Source organism: Mesorhizobium sp. M0088 (assembly GCF_040322895.1).
GTDB lineage: Bacteria > Pseudomonadota > Alphaproteobacteria > Rhizobiales > Rhizobiaceae > Mesorhizobium.
On sequence record NZ_JAMYUI010000002.1, the window covers coordinates 150,816 to 172,321 of the forward strand.

Here is a 21,506-nt window from a genome sequence, read left to right on the forward strand (position 1 = left end):
TCGCATGAGCACGCTCGAGACTGCCTTGCCTGCGACCGGTGCGGCCGGCATCGCGGCGCGTATCCTGCGCCCATTGGAGGCCGCGCTCGGCGTCATCTGTGCCTCCATCCTCGCCATTCTCCTGGTCGTCGTTCTCTGCAATGTCCTGCTGCGCTATGTCTTCGACACCGGATTGCTGGGCTCCGAGGATCTGGGCATCTGGCTTCAGGTGGCGCTGATTGCGCTCGGCGCCCCGCTTGCCATCAACAGCACGCTGGCGATGCGGCTCGATGTCTTCGTGCAGCGTCTGCCCGCGGCGGGCCAGCCCTTCGCGGCTGTCGTCGCGGACGTGTTTTCCGTTCTGACCGGCCTGATCCTGAGCTTCGGCGGCGCGGAAATCGCGACCATGCTTGGCGGCATTTCGCCGACGCTCGGCCTGCCCGAATGGATACGCTTCGGCTTTCTCGGTGCTGGCGGCGCCCTGATCCTGCTTATGCTCGTGCTTCAGCGCATCGCTGAACGGCGCGGGATCGCGGTGCTGGCTTCGGGACTGATCGGTATTCTCCTCTACGTCGCCGCTACGCGCATCAGCCTGCAGACGTCCTTGCCGCCGAGCATCATCCTCGGCCTGATCGCTGCACTTGGCCTTGTGGTTGCGGCTCCGCTGCCACATGCCTTCCTTGGCGCGGCGTTTCTGTCGATCGCCTTCGGCAGCTCGCTGCCGGAACCCGCCATCGTGTCCTCCACGGTGACCGGCATGTCGAAGTTCCTGCTGGCGGCGATCCCTTTTTTCCTGCTGGCCGGCGGGTTGCTGACGGCATCGGGCGTAGCCAATCAGCTCGTGCGCTTCGCAGCCGCCCTCGTCGGCCATCGTCGCGCCGGACTGGCGCAGACCACGCTGCTGACCAGCGTGCTGTTTTCCGGCGCTTCGGGCTCGTCGGTGGCCAACGCGGCCTTTGGCGCGTCGACGTTCCAGCCGGAACTCGTCAAGCGCGGCTATCCTCCGGCTCAGGCAGGCGCAATCATCGCGGCGACCTCGGTGCTCGACAATGTCATTCCGCCATCGATCGCCTTCCTCATCCTCGCCGCGGCGACAAACCTCTCCGTCGGCTCCTTGCTGGTCGGTGGCTTTTTCGCCGGCGGCGTCATGGCCGTTTGCCTGGCCGTCGCCATTCACCTGACGGTGCGCGAGCAGGAGCCGCAGCCGCGCGCCGACAATACCGAGCGATGGAAATCGACGATCGCCGCCATCCCGGCCTTCGGCCTTGGCGTCATCGTCGTGGTCGGCATCCGCATGGGGGTGGTGACGACGACGGAAGCCGCGGCACTTGCGGCCTTTTACACCGTCTTCCTCGGCCTGGGCGCAAGGCTGCGCTTCAGCGCCCTGTTCGGCGCGTTCCGCCAGGCCGCGACGGAGGCCTCGGCCATCGGGCTGTTGATCGGCACGGCGGGACCGTTCGCCTTTCTCCTGGCGGTCGACGATGTTTCCGGTCTGATCTCGCATTTGACCCATGCACTCGGCAACAGCCCGATCGCCGTGCTGCTCCTGTCCAACATCATCCTGCTGGTGGTCGGGCTGGTGCTGGACATCGGTGCGGCCATCCTGCTGTTTGGACCGATCCTGCTGCCGGCGGCGGTGGCGGCGGGGATCGATCCGATCCATTTCGGCGCCATCATCGTCGTCAACCTGATGATCCATGGTCTGACGCCGCCGCTCGGCATGCTGATCTTCGTGGTCAGCGGCGTGACGCGCGTGCCGGCCTCGGCACTTTTCCGCGCCGTGCTTCCCTACCTCTTCGCGCTTCTGGTCTCGCTCGCGATCATCTGCGCATGGGCCATCATCTTTTAACCCACAGGAAAACCAACATGGACATTTTGCATCGCCGCGCCTTCCTGAAATCCGCCACTGTCACTGGCGTCGTGGCGCTGGCGGCGCCGGCCCTGACCGGCCGGGCAGCCGCCCTGACGAAGTCGATCACGGTCGCCTCGCTGTTCGGCGACGACAAGCCGGAGACCAAGATCTGGTTCAAGATCCGCGATCTTGTCGAGGCCAAACTACCTGGCCAGTTCAATTTCAACATCGTCAAGAGCGGCGCGCTGGGTGGCGAAAAGGAAGTCGCCGAAGGCATCCGCCTCGGCTCCGTGCAGGCCAGCCTGGCGACCGTATCGGCGCTCTCCGGCTGGGTGCCCGAGGTGCAGATTCTCGATCTGCCGTTCCTGTTTCGCGATGGCGCCCACGTGCGCAACGTCGTTCAGGGAGATACCGGAAAGGAACTGAAGGCGAAGCTCCTGGCGCAGAACTTCGTCGTCGCCGATTACATCAATTACGGCGCGCGCCATCTCCTGACCAAGGAGCCGGTCACCAAGCCCGAACAGCTCAAAGGCAAGCGCATCCGCGTCATCCAGAGCCCGCTGCACACCAAGCTCTGGAGCGCCTTCGGCACGACGCCGATCGGCATCCCGATCACCGAGACATACAACGCGCTGTCGACCGGCGTGGCCGACGCGATGGACCTGACCAAATCAGCCTATGCCGGCTTCAAGCTCTATGAAGTCGTGCCCTACCTGACGGAGACCGGACACATCTGGGCATCCGGCGTGGTCTATTTCTCGACCGGCTTCTGGAGCGGCCTCGACGACGAGCAGAAGACAGTGCTGCAGGCGGCCGCCAGCGAGGGGGCGGCGCATTTCAACGAGCTGATCGTTGCCGATGAGGCGAGTTCGATTGCGCTGGCAGCCGAACATGGCGGCCATGTCGTACAGCCCGAGGAGCGGGCGAAATGGGAAGAGGGCGCACGTGGCGTCTGGACGGATTTCGCCAGCATCGTTGGTGGAACCGACAAGATCGAGGCAATCCGCAAGATCGTGTAGCGCCTGCCATTCGGCACGTTGGTCGGCGAGCAAAGATGAATATCGAAGTCTAGATCCGGTATGTAAAATCTCCGACCGACCTGCCTTTCAGAAATACTTCCTACTCCCGGCCGGATCAAAGAAATCGCCGGCTTTGAGGGCCCGCCGATCCATCCGTTAAAGTCCACTGGCACTCCAAGAGGTCGAGTGCCAGTCCTGCTGAGCGCGAGCCAACAGGCTCTGCATGTCACAGGAGATAGGCTTTTATGAGTTTCAAACCATTGCACGATCGGGTCGTCATCCGCCGGCTCGAGAGCGACGAGAAGACCAAGGGTGGGATCATCATTCCCGATACGGCCAAGGAAAAGCCGCAGGAAGGCAAGGTCGTGTCCGTCGGCTCCGGCGCGCGCGATGAAGCGGGCAAGCTGGTGCCACTCGACGTCAAGGCGGGTGACAAGGTGCTGTTCGGCAAATGGTCGGGCACGGAAGTCAAGATTGCCGGCGAGGATCTGCTGATCGTCAAGGAATCCGACATTCTCGGAATCATCGCCTGAGGCCTCGCCTCGGCATCCCGAGGAGGTTGCCGAAAGGCCGTGCGCCAATTTCATTAAATCCAGAGCGTGCCGCGCCTGCGTAGACGATGCGCGCCGCTTCGCCAGAAAGGACATTCAACATGGCTGCCAAGGACGTAAAATTTTCAACCGATGCCCGCGACCGCCTTTTGCGCGGCGTCGACATCCTCGCCAACGCCGTCAAGGTGACGCTTGGCCCCAAGGGTCGCAACGTCGTCATCGACAAGTCGTTCGGCGCGCCCCGGATCACCAAGGACGGCGTCACCGTCGCCAAGGAAATCGAGCTTGAGGACAAGTTCGAGAATATCGGCGCGCAGCTTCTGCGGGAGGTCGCGTCCAAGACCAACGACCTGGCCGGTGACGGCACCACCACCGCAACCGTTCTCGCTCAGGCGATCGTCAAGGAAGGGGCGAAGTTCGTCGCTGCCGGGCTCAACCCACAAGATCTCAAGCGCGGCATTGATCTCGCGGTAGCCGCCGCGATCAAGGACATCCGAAAGCGCGCCCGCAAGGTGGCTTCGTCTGAGGAAGTCGCACAGGTCGGAACGATTTCCGCCAATGGCGAGACTGAAATCGGCCGGCTCATCGCGACGGCTGTCGAAAAGGTCGGCAAGGAAGGCGTCATCACGGTCGAGGAAGCCAAGAGCTTCGAGACCGAACTCGATGTGGTCGAGGGATTGCAGTTCGACCGCGGTTATCTCAGCCCCTATTTCGTCACCAATGCCGACAAACTGATCGTCGAGTTCGACGATCCCTACGTGCTGATCTTCGAAAAGAAGCTATCGTCGCTGCAACCGCTGCTGCCGATCCTGGAGGCCGTGGTGCAAAGCTCCAAGCCGCTTCTTATCATCGCCGAGGACGTCGAGGGCGAGGCGCTGGCCACCCTCGTCGTCAACAAGCTGCGCGGCGGTCTGAAGATCGCCGCCGTCAAGGCTCCGGGCTTCGGTGATCGCCGCAAGGCCCTTGTCGAGGACATTGCCATCGTCACCGGCGGGCAGGTCATCTCGGAAGACCTCGGCATCAAGCTGGAAAACGTCACCCTGGCGCAGCTCGGCCGTACGAAGCGGATCCGCATCGACAAGGAAAACACGATTGTGGTCGACGGCGCCGGCAAGAAGTCCGAGATCAAGGCCCGTATCGCTCAGATAAAGACCCAGATCGAAGAAACGACATCGGACTACGACAAGGAGAAGCTACAGGAGCGTCTGGCCAAGCTCGCGGGCGGCGTCGCCGTCATCCGTGTCGGCGGCGCGACCGAAGTGGAAGTGAAGGAAAGGAAGGACCGCGTCGATGATGCGCTGAACGCGACCCGTGCGGCCATCGAGGAAGGCATCGTGCCGGGCGGCGGCGTTGCGCTGTTGCGCGCGAAGACCGCCGTTCTTGCGTTGAAGAGCGACAATGAGGACATTCAGGCAGGCATCAGCATCGTGCTGAAGGCGCTTGAGGCTCCCGTGCGTCAGATCGCCGAGAATGCCGGTGTCGAAGGATCGATCGTCGTCGGCAAGATACTCGAGAACAAGTCGCTGACATTTGGCTTCGACGCGCAGAACGAGACCTATGTCGACCTGCTGCAGACCGGCATTCTGGATCCGGCCAAGGTGGTGCTGACCGCGCTGCAGGACGCGGCATCGATCGCCGGCCTGTTGGTGACGACCGAGGCCCTGATCGCCGACGCTCCGGCCAAGAACAGGCCGGCGCTGCCTGCCGGTGGCCCCGGTGGTGGTTTGGATTACTGATCCACGCACGGCATCGGGAGCGTGTCCGGCTCTGGCAATCGCTCGCCCGCGCACCTTGTGCGGGCGAGCTGGCTGGGTGATGTGAGGGAACGATGTGGCATACAAGCGAAGGGGAAGGTCGCGACATCGTTTTCATTCATGGCTGGACCATGGACCATCGCGATGAAATGCGGACCTACGAGCCGATATTTGCGCTGAGATCGGGCTGGCGCCGACACTACATCGATCTGCCCGGGATGGGGCGGAGCCCGGCACGATCCGATATCGCCAGTATGGATGACATGTTGGCGGCCGTGGTCGACATCATCCAGCTTGAGGTCAAGGACCGACGCTTTGTCATCGCAGGCACTTCGGCGGGAGGCTATCTGGCACGCGGCGTGCTGGCGCGACTTGGCGGCCGGATCGACGGTGTCCTTCTGAGGGCGCCTCTCATCGTCGCCCGAGACGATCTTCGGGATGTCGATCCCGTCGAGCCGCTTCTGGCGGATGCGAGCGTGCTCGAGCCGATCCCGTCTCAGGAACGGGAACGTCTCGGCGATATACTGATGCAGACAGCGCCCTATGTCGCGGCGCTGCGGGCAAAGGTGGGCAGTGTCGTTTCCCCCGCCAACGCGATGGCGGACGAACCCTTCCTGTCGAAAATCAGGGACGCCCCCGAACGGTATGCTTTCTCGTTCGACGTTGACGCCGTGCCTGCGGTCCCCTGTCCGAGCCTGATCGTCACCGGGCGTCACGATTCCAGCGTCGGCTACCGGGACGCCTGGCGCCTCGTCGACAAATTCACCCGATCGACCTTTGTTGTCCTTGACCGCGCCGAGCACGGCCTTCCCATCGACCAGCAAGACGTTTTTGCGGCGCTGGTGAATGAGTGGCTGGACCGCATCGATGAGTTTCAATCTTTCAGGCAATAGGCTCGCCGGCCTCCGCTCCGGAATGAAATGCGGATAGCCGTGGCGGAAATGGAAGACGGTTTCTCGTGTCTTTCCGATCGGAGGATTTTAGCCTTCGGCCTGGTTTCTTGTGCCGGCTAGAATCCGGCCTCGCTTCATCCACGTCGCCAGCCCGAGGATTATCCGCTTGACCGCATCCGAAAAAGCCAAGCTGTTTCTGTTGAAGCCCGACTTCGAGGATGCAGCCTACCCAGAACAACGATTCTTCTGCCGGCATTGCGCGCTTGTCGAAGGCGTCCTGGCGTCATTTCCGAAGCTGCTGGACAGGATCGAGGTCAACAGGGTGGGTTTCCCCCGGCCGCGCCAGGCCGTGATCGATCTGATCGGTGCGGAAAACCAGGCGCTGCCCGTTCTCGTCCTTGCCGGCGGCCAGCAGATCGAGCAGGCCTCTAAAGTGGCCAACGGGCGGAAATTCGTGTCGGGTGCCGATGCCATCATCGCCACCTTGGCCGAACTCTACGGCATCCCTGTCCCGCATCCGTGACTCGCGCACCGGCACCATTTTCGGCAGGGCAACTTCCGTGATTGTCGAAGCACGCCGGAGGGAACGGCAATTCCACCATCGGCTCAGAAGTTGGCAATGAGTTTCCCTAAGGGGGATGAATCGGCCAATATTTCTATAAAACCTATAGACTTTATCATCTAGTATCGTTGACGACTCCGCCTTCACGTCAATGACCAGGTGAGACCACTTGACCTACGCAATCAGCCTTCTCGACAAGAGCCCTCTTTCAGGCGGAGAGACTGCCGTCGACGCGCTCAAGCGCACGGTGGCTCTTGCCAAACTGGCCGAGCGCCTCGGCTACCGTCGCTTCTGGGTTGCTGAACACCACAATGCGCCGGAGCTTGCCAGTTCTTCCCCCGAAGTGTTGATCGCTTTCCTGCTGGCGAACACGGCTCGCATTCGCATCGGTTCGGGCGGCGTGATGTTGCAGCACTATAGTGCCTACAAGGTAGCCGAGAACTTCAACCTGCTGGCCTCGTTGGCGCCGGGCCGCGTCGATCTCGGTGTCGGTAAGGCGCCCGGCGGGCTGCCGCTTTCGACGCGGGCACTCCAGGGTGCTTATGACCCGGCCCGCAAACCGGGTTTCGCGGCGCAACTGAGCGAACTCAACGTCTATCTCGACGGTCCGATTACCCGGGCCGATTCAGGCTTGATCGCGACGCCGCGCCCGACGGTGACCGCGGAGCGGTTTCTGTTGGGCGCCAGTGTCGAAAGCGCGCGGCTCGCCGCCGACCATGGCTGGAAATTCGTCTTCGCGCGGCATCTGAACGGCGATGATGCGCTGCTTGACCAGGCCGTTGCCGCCTACCGGACCGGCACCGGCCAGTCTCCGCTTGTCGCGGTCGGGATTATCGTCGCCGACAATGCCGAAGAAGCGCAGTCGCAGGCCAGCAAGATCCGCCTGTTCAAGGTGCATATTCCGGGCGCGCAGAGCGTGACGGTGGGCAGCGAGGAGCAGGCCGAGGAATATGCCCTCCAGGCCGGCGCAAAGGAATACCGCATCGAGCCCAAGGCGCCGAGCGTCGTTGCCGGCACCGTGACGCAGGTTCTTGGCGAGCTTGACCGTCTCCATCAGCGCTACGGCATCGAGGAATTCATCGTCGAACCGGCCGCCGGCGGCGCGCAGCGGCTAGCTGTTGTCGAACGTCTTGCCGAGGCACGCCTGGCCGTTCCTGCCTGAACAATCGCAAGGAGCAGATCCCGTGAGCAAGCGACGCATTCCCCTCGGCATCATGCTGCAAGGTCCAGGCGGGCATATGAATTCCTGGAAGCATCCGAGCGTGCCGGCCGACGCGAGCATCAATTTCGACTACTACGTCCGCACGGCTCGCCAGGCCGAAGCAGCGGGCATCGCCTTCGCCTTCATCGCCGACGGGCTCTACATCAATGAGATTTCGATCCCGCATTTCCTCAACCGGTTCGAGCCGATCGCGATCCTGTCGGCGCTTGCCGCTGCCACCTCGCAGATAGGCCTCGTCGGCACGCTCTCCACCTCCTACAGCGATCCCTTCACCGTCGCCCGCCAGTTCGGTTCGATCGACGCCATCAGCAAGGGTCGTGCCGGCTGGAATGCCGTGACATCGCCGCTTGAAGGCTCCGCCAAAAACTACGGCCGCGACAAGCATCCCGAACATGCGCTTCGCTACGAGATCGCCGGCGAGCATATAGATATCGTCAAGGGCCTGTGGGATTCCTGGGACGACGATGCCTTCGTGCGCAACCGCGAGACCGGACAGTTCGCCGACTTCTCGAAAATGCACCGGGTCAACTACAAGGGACGGTTTCACTCCGCCGAAGGCCCGCTCAATCTCGGCCGTTCGCCGCAAGGCCAGCCGGTGCTGTTCCAGGCCGGCGCTTCCGATGACGGCATCGCGCTTGCCGGGCGCCACGCCGACGCGGTCTTTGCCAACGGCGCATCGATTGCCGAGAACCGTGAGCTTTCGAAGAAGCTCAAGCAGAGCGCCGTCGACCACGGGCGCAGTGCCAACGAGCTCAAGACCTTCCCCGGCATCGCCCCGATCTTGGGCTCGACAGGGGAGGAAGCTGAACGCAAGTATCGCGAGATTCGCGACCTTGTGACCGTCCATGAAGCGCTGCTCTATCTCGGCCGCTTCTTCGACCATCATGATTTCACCGCCTATCCCGTCGACGCACCGTTCCCGGAGCTGGGCGATATCGGCAAGAACAATTTCCGCTCGACCACCGACCGTATCAAGCGCGTCGCCAAGGAGAAGAATCTCACCTTGCGCGAAGTTGCGCTCGATGCCGCCACGCCGCGCACCAGCTTCATCGGCACGCCGGACAAGATTGCCGACGAGCTGATCGAGTGGGTCGAGACAGGGGCGGCGGACGGCTTCGTCCTCGGCTTCCACGTCATCACCGCGGGGCTCGACGACTTCGAGCGCGAGGTGCTGCCGATCCTCGAGAAGCGCGGTTATCACGACCGTGCCCAGCGTGGCGCGACGCTGCGCGACCATCTCCAATTGCCGTTCCGCGAAAGCCGCTATGCGAAGGCGAGCCAGAAACAGGTCGAGCCGGCAAGCACGGGGAAGGCAGCCTGATGACAATCCACCCTGCCGGCAAGGTGGCGGCTTCCATCGCTGATGTCTCGGATGAGTTCGTGGCGCTGCGCCGCAAGCTGCACAGCCAGCCAGAGCTCGCCTACAAGGAGGAAAAGACCAGCGCGCTGGTAGCCGGCTATCTCGAATCCTGGGGCTACGAGGTGACGCGCAATATCGGCGGCACCGGGGTCGTCGGCACGCTCCGCAACGGCCTCGGCGACAGGCGTATCGGCATTCGCGCCGATATGGACGCGCTGCCGATTGTCGAGGCCACCGGTCTTCCCTACGCCAGCACGACGCCCGGCGTCATGCACGCTTGCGGGCATGACGGGCATACCGCCATCCTGCTTGCGGCGGCACGCCATCTGTCCGAGACGCGCGATTTCTCCGGCACGTTCCACGCCATCTTCCAGCCGGCGGAGGAGGGTGGCGGCGGCGCCCGTTCGATGATCCGGGATGGCCTGTTCGAGCGCTTCCCGGTCGACGCAGTCTTCGGCCTGCACAACTGGCCGGGCGTGCCGGCCGGCCAGTTCGGCTTTCTGAGCGGCCCGGCCATGGCGTCGGTCGATCTGGCGATCATCAAGATCATCGGCAAGGGCGGTCATGGCGCCAAGCCGCACCAGACCGTCGACCCGATCGTCGCCAGCGCCTCACTGGTCATGGCGCTGCAAACCGTCGTCTCGCGCAACGTCGATCCGCTTGAAAAGGCCGTCGTCACCGTCGGCACGATCAATGGCGGCATTGCCCCCAATGTCATCCCCGACAGCGTCGAGTTGAAAGTGACGGTGCGCACCTTCAACGATGTGGTGCGCGAGCAGATCAAGGCCCGCATCATCGCCTTGGCAGAGCATCACGCCCAAGGCTATGGCGCGACCGCCGAAGTCACATATCCGCGCGGCTATCCGGTGCTGGTCAATCATCCCGACGAGACCGAGTTCGCCCGTCAGGTGGCATTGCGGCACTTCGGCGCCGAGCGGGTCGAGACCGATTTCCGGCAGATCACGGCCAGCGAGGATTTTGCCTTCATGCTGCAGGAAAAGCCTGGCAGCTACCTCTTCGTCGGCAATGGCGACAGCGCCGACCTGCACAGCCCGCTCTACAATTTCAACGACGCCATCCTGCCCGACGCCGCGCGCTACTGGGTGACGCTGGTGCGGGATTTCCTGTCGTCCAACGATGCATCGTAACCATCCGGATCATGAGCAGAGGTTTCGCAACATGACTGATATCTTTCTCTACACCACCCCAGTCGATCCTCGTGCCCAGCCATTGGTCGAGGCGCTGACCTATGAATACGAGACGCGCTACGGCACCTATTGGGGCGAACCCGCTTCGACCGAGATGACCCGTTATCCGGCCGAACTTTTCGCGCCTCCCCACGGCGCCTTTTTACTCCTCCTGCGCGACGGCGTGGCGATCGCCGGTGGCGCCTTCAAGCGCTATGACGAGCAGACCGCGGAGCTGAAACGCGTCTGGACCCATGTCGACTTGCGCCGGCAGGGGTTGGCGCGAAAGGTTCTCGACGAACTCGAGCCGCAGGCAGCCAGACAGGGCTACACCAAGCTCTATCTGACCACCGGCTTTCGCCAGCCCGAGGCTGCCAACCTCTACCTGAACAGCGGCTACACCGCGCTTTTCGACACTACCGTCGACCCGGAAACCTACCGCACGCTGCCCTTCGAGAAGGATATCAGCGCCCTGGCGCTTCGGCTTCAGGCCGAGGATGCCGTCAACCGCAAGGTCGGGTGAACGGACAGCAGGCGGGTTTCGTCGAACCCGCTTCGCCGAAACAAGAATAGCTGACTTACATATCATATTGGTGTAGTCAAAATATCTAAATGAGGATCAATATATAAAAACAAGTTGCATATGAACTGAAGATAATACTGACATAATTTGTAAGTTACACTGATACTATTGATTGAAATATCGGGTGTATCTCAGTTGTTTTTGGGGAGCGTGCCGATGGCATATGCATCTGAAGCCTCTCGCGCATTGGACTTTGAAGCGGCGTCCTCGCCGGAAGATTATTCAGGCTATCGCGTCGTACCGGCCAGGCATCCATGGCGCATCGTTGGCAGCGCCCTTGCTGTCCTGGTTCTTGCGGCCACCTTCCACTCGATCCTGACAAATCCGCGCTGGGGCTGGGACGTGTTTGCGCGGTTCTTCTTCTCCGAACCTGTCCTGGTTGGCCTTGGCCGCACCTTGCTGCTCACTGTCCTTGCCTCGGCGCTGGGCTTCCTGCTCGGCGGCATCCTGGCGTTCGCCCGCGTGTCGAAATCGCCGCTGCTGTCAGGTATTTCCTGGGCCTATATCTGGTTTCTGCGCTCCATCCCGCTGATCGTGCTGCTGCTAGTTCTCAACAATCTTGGCTATCTCTATCCCACGGCCAACATCGGCGTTCCCTTCACTGACATTCTGTTCGCGCAATACAACACCGTCGAGATCCTCAGCCCCTTCACGGTCGCGCTGATCGGGCTCAGCCTCAACCAGGCGGCCTTCTCGGCCGAGATCATCCGGGGTGGCATTCTTTCCGTGGACCAGGGGCAGCACGAGGCAGCCGCCGCACTTGGCTTGTCGCGAAGGCGCCAGGCGCTCAACATCGTGCTGCCGCAGGCGATGCGCGCGATCCTGCCAAGCGGCTTCAACGAGATCATCGGCTTGGCCAAGTCGACGTCGATGGTCTACGTGCTGGCGCTGCCCGAACTGTTCTACACCGTCCAGGTCATCTACCGGCGCAACCTTGAGGTCATTCCGCTGCTGATGGTGGCGACCGTCTGGTACCTGATCATCATGAGCGTGCTGTCGGTCATCCAGATTGGCATCGAGCGCCACTTCTCCAAGGGCGCACTTCGGTCGGCGCCCAAATCGCTTGGCCTGGCCGCGCTCGCTTTCATCGCCCGCCGCGGCACCGTCCAGGCAAATCGCGAGCCGCAGCCGGCGCCGGTTGCCAGGTCCGCGCAGCCGGACAGGAAACCGCTGGTCACCGCGGGTGAGAGGCTGGCGCGCAAGGGCGTTGGCCGGGTGCGCATTCATGGCGTGTCGAAGGCGTTCGGCGTGTTCACCGTGCTCGATGACGTCAATCTCGATATCGCGCCCGGCACAGTGACCGCCATACTCGGTCCGTCGGGCGCTGGAAAGTCGACCCTGCTGCGCATGATCAATCATCTTGAACGCGCCGACACCGGCTATGTCGCGGTCGACGGAGAGCTGATCGGTTACGAGCGCAAGGGGCATGTTCTTCATGAACTCAAGGAGAAGGCCATCAGGCGGCGCCGTTCGTCGGTGGGCATGGTGTTCCAGAACTTCAATCTGTTTCCCCACTTGACCGTGCTTGAAAACATCATCGAGGCGCCTGTTTCGGTGCAGAATGTCGCCCGCTCCGAGGCCGTCGAAATCGCCACGGACCTGCTTGCCCGCATCGGCCTGAGCGAGAAGATCGATGCCTATCCGCGTCATCTGTCAGGCGGCCAGCAGCAGCGCGTCGCCATCGCCCGGGCCTTGGCGCTCAAGCCGAAGGTCCTGCTGTTCGACGAACCGACATCGGCGCTTGATCCGGAACTGGTCGGAGAGGTCCTGGATGTTATCAAGGAACTCGCCACGTCCGGCACGACAATGATCATTGTGACCCACGAAGTCGGCTTCGCGCGCGAGATCGCCGACACGGTCGTGTTCATGGAAAACGGCCAGGTTGTCGAAGTTGGACCACCAGGCAAGGTGTTCAACGCGCCGGATCATCCGCGAACCGCCGCCTTCCTCGCGAAGGTTCTTTAGCCACCACCAGGCACGGCGGCATGTGCGAACCGCCGGCTCTTCGGATACTCCCAACCGGGGGTTCCAACCGCACGCCCGTCAGCCAAGGAACAACCCAATGACTTTCCACAGGAGACACCTATCCCTTCTCGCCGGCGCGATCGTATCGGCCATGACCACCTACGGAACAGTCGCGCGGTCGGCGGAGTTCGATCTCAGCCCGGAGCAGCCCGGCCGCATCCATACGATCAAGAGCGACAAGGCAGCCGCGGCGATCCCGCATGATTTCAAATTCGCCAGAGAAGGCTACCTGACGGTTGCGACCAATCCGTGGGACCCGCCCGTTGGCACTTACGCCACCGACGCCAAGACCGTTGTCGGCACCGACCCCGATCTGGCCGTTCTGGTCGCCGAAACCCTCGGGCTCAAGCTCGACCTTGTCTCGGTCGCATGGGCCGACTGGCCGCTCGGTCTGTCCTCCGGCAAATATGACGCCGTCATCAGCAATGTGACGGTGACCGAGGAGCGCAAGGAGAAGTTCGACTTCTCCACCTACCGCAAGGACGTGCTCGGTTTCTATGTCAAGACCGACAGCCCGATCACCTCGATCAAGGAGCCAAAGGACATTGCAGGCCTCAAGGTGATCACTGGTGCCGGCACAAACCAGGAGAAGATCATCCTCGAATGGGATCGTGAGAACGTCGCTGCCGGGCTGAAGCCGGCGGAGGTGCAATATTACGATGACTCGGGCGCCAGCCAACTGGCGCTGCAATCGGGCCGGGCCGATGTTGAATTCAACCCGAATGCGACGCTTTCCTATGGTGCGGCTGTCAGCGGCAAGACCAGGCTGGTCGGCATCGTCAGCGGCGGCTGGCCGTTGACGGCCGAGATCGCCATTGCGACCCGCAAGGACAGCGGTCTCGCCACCGCCCTGACGCTGGCCATCAACGAGGTGATCGCCAACGGCAAGTATGGCGAAGTGCTCAAGAAATGGAGCCTCGTCGCCGAAGGCATCGACAAGTCGGCGACCAATCCGCAGGGCCTGCCGAAGCCGGCCAGCTGAGTTTTTCTCTCAGGCGAATCCGCGTCGCGACCGGAACATTCATCTCCGGTCGCGACGTTCCTTGCAGGAGCGCGTCTCGACCCGAAGGTCGAAGCGAAACGTAAATCCGAGAGGCTTCAAAACATGTCGAATGCCATCCGACGTCTTGGCTTCCTGACGCCAGGAAACTTTCGCGACGACGACCCGTTCGACGGGCTGGAAAGGACACTCCAGCTGTTCGAACTGGGTGAACGCCTTGGCTATGACAGCGCCTGGGTCCGGCAGCGTCATCTCGAGCACGGCGTGTCGTCGGCGGGCATCTTCCTAGCGGCGGCCACGCAGCGTACCAGCCGCATCGAACTGGGATCGGCGGTGATCCAGATCGGCTACGAAAGCCCGTGGCGGCTGGCGGAAGATCTGTCGACCGTGGACGTGCTGTCGCGCGGGCGTTTGAACATCGGCTTGAGCGCCGGAGTACCCCTGCACGCGGACCTGCTGGGGCCGCTCGTCTTCGACGGCAACTGGCGCGACCATGACATGTCGCATGAGCGCGTGATCCGTTTTGCCAACAATCTGCGATCGGAGTTCCTTGGCGCCACCGACAGCTACATCGACGTCCCGGGCGGGCGGGTGCGTCCGCGTCTCCAGCCGCACGCCAAAGGACTGATCGACCGCCTTTGGTACGGCGGTGGTTCCCTGCGATCGGCCGGCTGGGCCGGCCGCAGCGGCTTCAATCTTCTGCTCAGCAATGTGACGTCGGGCGAAGACACGGACGATTTCTCAACGGCGCAATTGCGCCAGATCGCCGCCTATCGCGAGGCCTCCGATCAGCCGCGCATCGCGGTTGGGCGCGTGATCGTGCCCTTCGATAGCGCCGATGCGCGGACACGGGCGAAGTACGAGCGATACGCCGCCGGACGCCATGACAGGACGTTGCGACCGAATGGCGAACGACGCACGCTGTTTGCCGGGGACATTGTCGGGACCTCGCAGCAAATTCTCGATACCTTGCTGGGGGATCGGGTCCTGGCCGAGGTCGATGAGCTGCGGCTGGAACTGCCGTACGAGTTCGAGCAGCACGAATACGAACAGATCATCGGCGATTTCGTCACCAACATAGCATCCGAAATCGGCTGGCAGCGTGAGGGCTCACCCTCGCATGGTCCAACCGCGCTCCGCGTCGTCTCGTAATCATTTGAAGGATGCCAGGTACCGCTCGCCGATATCGGGTAGAACAGCCACGATGACCTTGCCGGCATTCTCGGGCCGGCCCGCCAATTGCGTCGCGGCCCAGAGGGCGGCTCCTGACGATGTGCCGGCGAAGATACCTTCGTCGGCGACCAGATCGAGAGCCGCCCGCCGGGCATCGGCGGTGTTCAAGGCAATGACCTCGTCGGCGATGGTGGTATCGAAATTCCCCGGCAGCTGTTCTGCGGGAACCTCGGTGACCTTGTGCACGCCGTCGATCTCATCGGGATAGGGATTTTCTTCGGTCGGCAGCGACCCCTCCGCCGGTTCGGCGATCACCACTTTCAGGCCGGGCTTCTTGGACTTGAGAAACCGGCCTCCGCCCGAAAGCGTACCGCCGGTCCCAACGCCGCCGACCAGGATATCCACGGCTCCGTCCGTGTCGCGCCATATTTCGGGTCCGGTGGTCTCGAAATGAACACGCGGATTTGCCGGATTTGCCAACTGATCGGTGAAGAAGGCCCCTGGGTTCTCGTCTTTGACGCGCTGCGTGATTTTTTCCAAGGCCTGCGGATCGAGGAAGAACTGGTTTTCGACGGTCACGATCTCGGCACAGTAAAGACGCAAAATCTTGACTTTGTCGGGGCTGATGTTGTCGCTCAGGTAGAACTTCGCCCGATAGCCGCGTGACGCGGCAACGGCGGCAAGGCCGATACCGGTGTTTCCGCTGGTGACGTCGACGATGAGGTCGCCCGGGCGAAGCTTGCCGGCATCCTCAGCGTCCTTGACAATCGCCCACGCGATCCGGTCCTTCACGCTGCCCGCCGGGTTGAAATATTCGAGCTTGGCAATGATCCTGCCGCCGAGATCGCGCTTGCGGCGATAGTTGTGCAGTTCCAGCAGCGGCGTGTTGCCGATCAGGTCGGTAATGCTGTTGTGAATTCTGGGCACCAGGCAGTCTCCTGTATCCGCGGCGGGGAGGGAAATGATGCCGGGCTGGACGGTGCGCGAACCACTCGACACCGTGGCGGAGGATGGACATCTTTGCCGACACTGGCTCGCAATTTCGTTTCGAAGCGAGCCGTGCTGCTACAAAATATTTCTGTGTAATGAGGGTGCCGCGAAACCACATCCATGGCACGTATCGAAGATGGATTGCTGCGTCCCGGCGTGCCGCTGAAACAACGCGGATGGTTTTTCGTCGTTGCCGAAATTAATTGAAAAATCCGACCTTTAGGACGCGCGTAAACTGCTGCAAATCTCGGCTCCAACAAGGAGATTTGACCAGTCATGCACATATCGGTTTCGACAATTGCGGCTTTCGCGCTGACGCTGACCATGGCTGCTTCGGCAGCCCAGGCCGGAGAGACCCTCGATCGGGTACACAAGACCGGCGTCGTCGTCGATGCCCTGGTCAATGACTATCCGCCCTTTGCCTTCATCAACGACAAGAACGAACTGGACGGTTTCGATATCGATGTGGCGAAGGCCTTTGCCGAAAAGCTCGGCGTCAAGCTGAAGCTGGAATCGCCGGGTTGGGAGACCATTGTCGGCGGCAAGTGGGCCGGCCGCTGGGATGTCGGCATCACATCGACGACACCGACCGAAGACCGGGCCAAGGTACTGAACTTTCCGGTGATCTATTACAGCGTTCCGGCCGTGCTTGTGGTCAATTCGCAGGAGCAGAGCATCAAGTCCGTGGCGGACATTTCCGGCAAGCGCGTTGGTGTCGGGTCGGGCTCGTCGTATGAGGCTTATGTCAACCGCAACTTCACCATTCCCGGCCAACCGGCGATCGAGTTTCCTTTCCATGACGTGCAGGTCGTACCTGGGGACGAGACGGTGAATTTCCAGAATTTGGCGCTCGGAGCGGGCGTGCGTCTTGATGCCATTGTGGCTTCTCTCGGCACAGCCAAGGGCCAGATAGATGCAACGGGCAAGCTGAAGGTGTTGGGCGACCCATTGTTTGCCGAACCGAATGCTATCGTTACCGACAAGGGCGATCCGGAGTGGGACGCCGAGGTGAAACGCGTCGTCGGCGAACTCAAGGCCGAAGGAAAGCTGGCCACGATCTCGAACAAATGGTTCGGCGTGGACATCACAAAAAATGTCGATTGAACCCGGCTCGGCGGGTCTCGCTGCAGACCTCGTCGCGGTCACGCGAGGTGTTCAACCGATCACGCAGAAATGGAGCTTCCGGTTCAAGGTCTGGCTGACCTGGGCGACGCTGCTGCTGGTGCTGTGCGGTGGGCTCGGCAGCCTCGGTCTCGACTTCGGCCTCATCCGCCAGAAGCTGCCGTTCATGCTTGGCTTGCGCCTGTCTCCCGACGGCTTCGTCCAGGGCGTCGCGCTCACGCTGCTGGTGACGGCCTTATCCATGATTTTTGCCGTGACCGCGGGGATACTCACCGCGCTCGGGCGCCTGTCGGCCAATCCGGTCGCCTTTGGCGTCGCGACATTTTACGCGTCGTTCTTTCGCGGTACACCGCTGCTGGTGCAGGTCTTGCTGATCTACCTGGCGCTGCCGCAGTTCGGCATCATTCTCTCGGCATTCACCTCCGGCATCCTGGCACTGTCGCTGAACTATGCGGCCTATCTTGCCGAGACGATCCGGGCAGGTATTTCCTCGGTGGATCGTGGGCAACGCGAGGCAGCCTTGGCGCTGGGGCTGTCCCGGCAGGTGATTGCCTGGAAGATCATCGCTCCGCAGGCCATGCGCGTCATTATTCCGCCTGGCGGGGCGCATTTCATCTCGATGCTGAAAGATTCCTCGCTGGTATCGATCATGGGCCTGTGGGAACTGAATTTCCTCGCCCAGTCCTATGGTCGTGCGACCTTCCATTATATGGAGATGTTGCTGACCGCGGCCGTGCTTTATTGGGTGCTCTCCATCGGGCTCGAGCTTATCCAGCATTGGCTTGAAGTGAAATTCGGCCGCGGCTATCGGGCCGTCTAGCTCCTCAATCGCTGATATCCAACGGACTTTGGTCATGGCTGAACACCTCAACGACTTCACAATTCTGGACGGCGGCATGGGGCGTCTTCTGGAACGTCTTGGCGCGCCGTTCCGGCTGCCTGAATGGTCGGCGCTGTCACTGATCGAGGCGCCGGATTTCGTGACGAAGGCGCACACGGCATTTGCTGGCAGCGGTGCGGATATCATCACCACCAATTCCTATGGCTTGGTGCCGCATATGATCGGCAGGGAGCGTTTCGAAAAAGAGGGGCGTGCACTCGCCGATCGCGCCGGCCGTATCGCCCGCGAAGTTGCCGACCAGGCACCTGGCGACGTCAGGGTCGCGGGGTCGCTGCCGCCGCTTTTCGAAAGCTACCGGCCCGGCAACTTCAAGCCCGACGAGGCGCCGCATATCCTCGAAAGCCTGGTTGCGGGACTTGCTCCCCATGTCGATCTCTGGCTTATCGAGACCCAGAGCTCCACGGCCGAGGCGTTGACGGCGCTTGCGGCGGTCAGGACGTCGCGCTTGCCCATCTTTGTCTCCTACACGCTGAAGGACGAGGATGGGCGCGCCGGCCCGCCGGAGCTGCGATCCGGCGAGCCCGTCGCCGACGCGGTGGCGGCTACGGTCGAGGCCGGGGCATCGGGCATCTTGTTCAATTGCAGTCAGCCCGAAGTCATGGGCGAGGCGGTCGTTGCGGCCCGCAAGGCGATCGCCGCATCGGGCAATCGCAAGGTGGAGCTTGGCGTCTACGCCAATGCCTTTTTGCCCGAGCCACCTTCCGATACGCCCTATGCGGGAATTTCCGAAATCAGGAATGACCTCGACCCCGAAAACTATCTCAAATGGGTGAGGCTTTGGGTGGAACAGGGCGCGACGATCGTTGGCGGTTGCTGCGGCATAGGCCCCGAACATATCGCGGCGATCAAGGCAAGCCGCGACACCGTGCCGGCTGCCTGAGGCGTTGGCGAGACGCCGGCATGTGGACCAAAAAGGACTATTCGAATGCGCGGCCTGAAGGTCAGAACGCGGCAGACCGGCGCCACCCCAACACTGCGCCCAGGCGAACAGCCGACGATAACAACACCGACGAAAGGCCATATCGACGTCGTGACCGGCGTCGACCAGCCGGGCTTCAATCCGCTCGACCTGCTCTATGCTTCCGTGGCGGCCTGCATGGTGTTGAGCGCCCGCATCGCGGCCGGCAGGCTCGGCGTCGGTGACAGGCTGCGCGACGTGCGCGCCGACGTCTCGGGCAGCAAGGCGGACGGTGATGTTTCCCGTATCGGCCAGTTCAGGATCGTCCTTGCAATCGAAGGCGATATCGACCCGGCCACCAAGCGGCAAATCGCCGAGAACGCGGAGACGATCTGCACGGTGAGCAACACGCTGCGCGGTGAGCCCGAATTCGTCACGGTGTTCGCCGACTAGGCTTCAATTTCAGAGCCCGGGCGCGAATACTCCAGACAATGCCCAGGAGCATTTACCCGCCCGACAATCCTTCTCAAAGCGATCTCGGAAAGCCAATCCGGTCATTCGATCAAAATAGGCACAGATTTCCGATTTGACCGCAAATCGCGGATGTTTGGAGCCAGTCACGGTGCTGGCCGCCCTGTAAGAATGGCGCGGTATCAACCAGAACCGAAATGCCGTGGCAGTCTATCTCGATCCGGACCTGGAGCCCTGCGGAAAAAAGGCTTCCGGCGTGAGAGCGCACCGAGGCGCAATCAATTCAAACCAACTTCATCACCGTCGACAGGAGATTTCTCGATGAGCCTTCCGCAAACGCGATCCAGATTGTTCGGCGCGATATTCGGTGCTTCGCTGGCGCTTGCGGCCGTCGCCGCCCGCGCGGACACGCCGCCCAACGTTCTGGTCGTTGCCCAGTCGATCGATGACGCGGTGAGCTTCGATCCCGCGGAGGGCTTCGAACTCACCACCGTGCAATCGTTCAACAACCTTTATCAGCGGCTTGTCCAGACGAACCGCGACGATGCGACGAAGATCGAGCCGGCCCTTGCAGCCTCGTGGGAGGCTGGCGCGGACGGCAAGAGCCTCACGCTCACACTCGACGGCAAGGCCGTCTTTGCCTCGGGCAATCCGGTGCGCCCGGAAGATGTGATCTTCTCGCTGTCGCGTGCCGTCAAGCTCAACAAGGCGCCAGCCTTCATCCTCAACGAGCTGGGCTGGACCGCCGATACCGTCGACAAGGCGATCGAGAAGATCGATGACAGCCACGTCAAGCTCACCTGGAGCGCAGATGTCGGCCCGGCCTTCGCCTTGGCCCTTCTGACCGCGCCCATCGCTTCGGTCGTCGATGAAAAAACGGTTTCCGCCGAGGTCAAGGACGGCGATTTCGGCAATGGCTGGTTAAAGACCCATTCGGCGGGCAGCGGTGCGTTCGTCATCGCCACCTATACGCCGCATGAGGCGCTGGTGCTGCAGGCCAACAAGAGCGCGCCAGGTGGCGTCCCCAAGCTGGAGACCGTGATCGTCCGCAACGTGCCCGATGTCGGCGCACGGCGCCTGCTGATCGAACAGGGCGATGCCGATATCGCTCGTGGCCTGTCCGCCGATCAGGTCGATGCCCTTTCCAAGGTCAAGGATGTCAAGGTGCTCGCGGTTCCCTCCGCCCGCACCGACTATCTCCTCATCAACTCCAAGGCGAACGCCACACTCGGCAATCCGGCCTTCTGGGAGGCGGCACGCTACCTAGTTGACTATGAAGGGATCGCGAAGGATCTTTTGCGCGGTCAGTCGCAAGTCCATCAGGCTTTCCTGCCGGTCGGCTTTCCCGGGGCGCTGACCGACACGCCTTTCAAGCTCGATGTCGAAAAGGCCAAGAAGATCCTGGCCGACGCCAAGATCACTGTTCCGGTCAAGGTCGAGTTCCCGGTCTTCAACGACCAGCCTTTCCTGTCGATCGCGCAGTCCTTGCAATCCACCTTCGCCAAGGCGGGCATCGATCTCGACATCCAGCCCGGCGTGGCGAGCGACATCTACGCCAAGGGTCGTTCGGGTAACTATCAGGTGACGCTGCGCTACTGGATTCCTGACTATTTCGATCCGCACTCCAATGCCAGCGCCTTCGCCATCAACAAGGACAATTCGGCCAACACCGTGGCCAAGCAGGCGGGCTGGGTGATCCCCAAACTGACCGATGAAACGCTTGCTGCGGTCAAGGAGCAGGATCCCGCCAAGCGCGCCGCGCTCTACCAGGACCTGCAGCGTGAGATTCAACAAAGCTCGCCCTACGTCTTCATCCTGCAGGGCAGCGACCAGGTGGTTTTGCGCGACAATCTGAAAGGCTATAAGCAGGGCCTCAACGCGGATCAGGTTTACTACGACAGGGTCGAAAAATAATTGGCTTCCGGTATTCCGGCTTCGAGCATTGACGATTCCCGCCAGACCAC

The 21,506-nt window shown here is 62.0% G+C and carries 19 protein-coding genes; 18 read left to right on the top strand and 1 reads right to left on the bottom strand.

The annotated features are described in order from the left end of the window. Positions 1-4: 4 nt before the first annotated feature. From NKJ67_RS03440 to NKJ67_RS03500, 13 genes are all read left to right on the top strand, one after another. Positions 5-1,828, top strand: coding sequence for a TRAP transporter large permease (locus NKJ67_RS03440; RefSeq protein ID WP_352580472.1), 1,824 nt, complete (start codon positions 5-7; stop codon positions 1,826-1,828). Positions 1,829-1,845: 17 nt separating this feature from the next. Continuing rightward, a complete protein-coding gene (locus tag NKJ67_RS03445; RefSeq protein ID WP_352580473.1) occupies positions 1,846-2,850 on the top strand; it encodes a TRAP transporter substrate-binding protein in 1,005 nt (334 codons plus the stop codon). A 245-nt stretch (positions 2,851-3,095) separates the two neighbouring features. After that, positions 3,096-3,383, top strand: a complete 288-nt coding sequence (gene groES, locus NKJ67_RS03450; RefSeq protein ID WP_352580474.1) for a co-chaperone GroES — start codon at positions 3,096-3,098, stop codon at positions 3,381-3,383. Positions 3,384-3,502: 119 nt separating this feature from the next. Further along, positions 3,503-5,137 carry a chaperonin GroEL gene (gene groL, locus NKJ67_RS03455; RefSeq protein WP_352580475.1) on the top strand — a complete coding sequence of 545 codons (1,635 nt, stop codon included), beginning with the start codon at positions 3,503-3,505 and terminating at the stop codon, positions 5,135-5,137. Positions 5,138-5,229: 92 nt separating this feature from the next. Further along, positions 5,230-6,048: an alpha/beta fold hydrolase gene (locus tag NKJ67_RS03460; protein ID WP_352580476.1), complete on the top strand. Its 819-nt coding sequence runs from the start codon at positions 5,230-5,232 to the stop codon at positions 6,046-6,048. Positions 6,049-6,214: 166 nt separating this feature from the next. Then, a complete protein-coding gene (locus NKJ67_RS03465; protein WP_352580477.1) occupies positions 6,215-6,571 on the top strand; it encodes a DUF3088 domain-containing protein in 357 nt (118 codons plus the stop codon). A 208-nt stretch (positions 6,572-6,779) separates the two neighbouring features. Further along, on the top strand, positions 6,780-7,772 hold the full coding sequence (locus tag NKJ67_RS03470; RefSeq protein WP_352580478.1) for an MsnO8 family LLM class oxidoreductase: 993 nt from the start codon (positions 6,780-6,782) through the stop codon (positions 7,770-7,772). 52 nt (positions 7,773-7,824) lie between these two features. Then, entirely contained in the window at positions 7,825-9,153 is a 1,329-nt protein-coding gene (locus tag NKJ67_RS03475; RefSeq protein ID WP_502905173.1) for an LLM class flavin-dependent oxidoreductase, read from the top strand. After that, complete coding sequence (locus NKJ67_RS03480) at positions 9,153-10,340, top strand: M20 aminoacylase family protein (protein WP_352580480.1); 1,188 nt, start codon at positions 9,153-9,155, stop codon at positions 10,338-10,340. Before NKJ67_RS03475 ends, NKJ67_RS03480 begins: the two co-directional genes overlap by 1 nt. A 31-nt stretch (positions 10,341-10,371) precedes the next feature. Further along, positions 10,372-10,902: a GNAT family N-acetyltransferase gene (locus NKJ67_RS03485; RefSeq protein WP_352580481.1), complete on the top strand. Its 531-nt coding sequence runs from the start codon at positions 10,372-10,374 to the stop codon at positions 10,900-10,902. Between the two features lie 216 nt (positions 10,903-11,118). Continuing rightward, a complete protein-coding gene (locus NKJ67_RS03490) occupies positions 11,119-12,927 on the top strand; it encodes an amino acid ABC transporter permease/ATP-binding protein (protein ID WP_352580482.1) in 1,809 nt (602 codons plus the stop codon). Positions 12,928-13,024: 97 nt separating this feature from the next. Further along, complete coding sequence (locus NKJ67_RS03495) at positions 13,025-13,969, top strand: ABC transporter substrate-binding protein (RefSeq protein ID WP_352580483.1); 945 nt, start codon at positions 13,025-13,027, stop codon at positions 13,967-13,969. A 123-nt stretch (positions 13,970-14,092) separates the two neighbouring features. Continuing rightward, on the top strand, positions 14,093-15,139 hold the full coding sequence (locus NKJ67_RS03500) for an LLM class flavin-dependent oxidoreductase (protein WP_352580484.1): 1,047 nt from the start codon (positions 14,093-14,095) through the stop codon (positions 15,137-15,139). On the opposite strand, the gene NKJ67_RS03505 is transcribed toward NKJ67_RS03500, so the two are convergent. Continuing rightward, positions 15,140-16,087: a PLP-dependent cysteine synthase family protein gene (locus tag NKJ67_RS03505; protein WP_352580485.1), complete on the bottom strand. Its 948-nt coding sequence runs from the start codon at positions 16,085-16,087 to the stop codon at positions 15,140-15,142. Positions 16,088-16,426: 339 nt separating this feature from the next. Between NKJ67_RS03505 and NKJ67_RS03510 the strand changes: the two genes are divergently transcribed. The 5 genes from NKJ67_RS03510 to NKJ67_RS03530 all read left to right on the top strand — a co-directional run bounded on the left by NKJ67_RS03510 (position 16,427) and on the right by NKJ67_RS03530 (position 21,456). Next, on the top strand, positions 16,427-17,254 hold the full coding sequence (locus NKJ67_RS03510) for a transporter substrate-binding domain-containing protein (RefSeq protein WP_352580486.1): 828 nt from the start codon (positions 16,427-16,429) through the stop codon (positions 17,252-17,254). Beyond that, entirely contained in the window at positions 17,244-18,092 is an 849-nt protein-coding gene (locus tag NKJ67_RS03515) for an amino acid ABC transporter permease (protein WP_352580487.1), read from the top strand. Before NKJ67_RS03510 ends, NKJ67_RS03515 begins: the two co-directional genes overlap by 11 nt. A 34-nt stretch (positions 18,093-18,126) precedes the next feature. Continuing rightward, entirely contained in the window at positions 18,127-19,053 is a 927-nt protein-coding gene (locus NKJ67_RS03520) for a homocysteine S-methyltransferase family protein (RefSeq protein ID WP_352580488.1), read from the top strand. A 45-nt stretch (positions 19,054-19,098) separates the two neighbouring features. Further along, on the top strand, positions 19,099-19,524 hold the full coding sequence (locus tag NKJ67_RS03525; RefSeq protein ID WP_352580489.1) for an OsmC family protein: 426 nt from the start codon (positions 19,099-19,101) through the stop codon (positions 19,522-19,524). 339 nt (positions 19,525-19,863) lie between these two features. After that, on the top strand, positions 19,864-21,456 hold the full coding sequence (locus tag NKJ67_RS03530; RefSeq protein ID WP_352580490.1) for an ABC transporter substrate-binding protein: 1,593 nt from the start codon (positions 19,864-19,866) through the stop codon (positions 21,454-21,456). Positions 21,457-21,506: the final 50 nt, after the last annotated feature.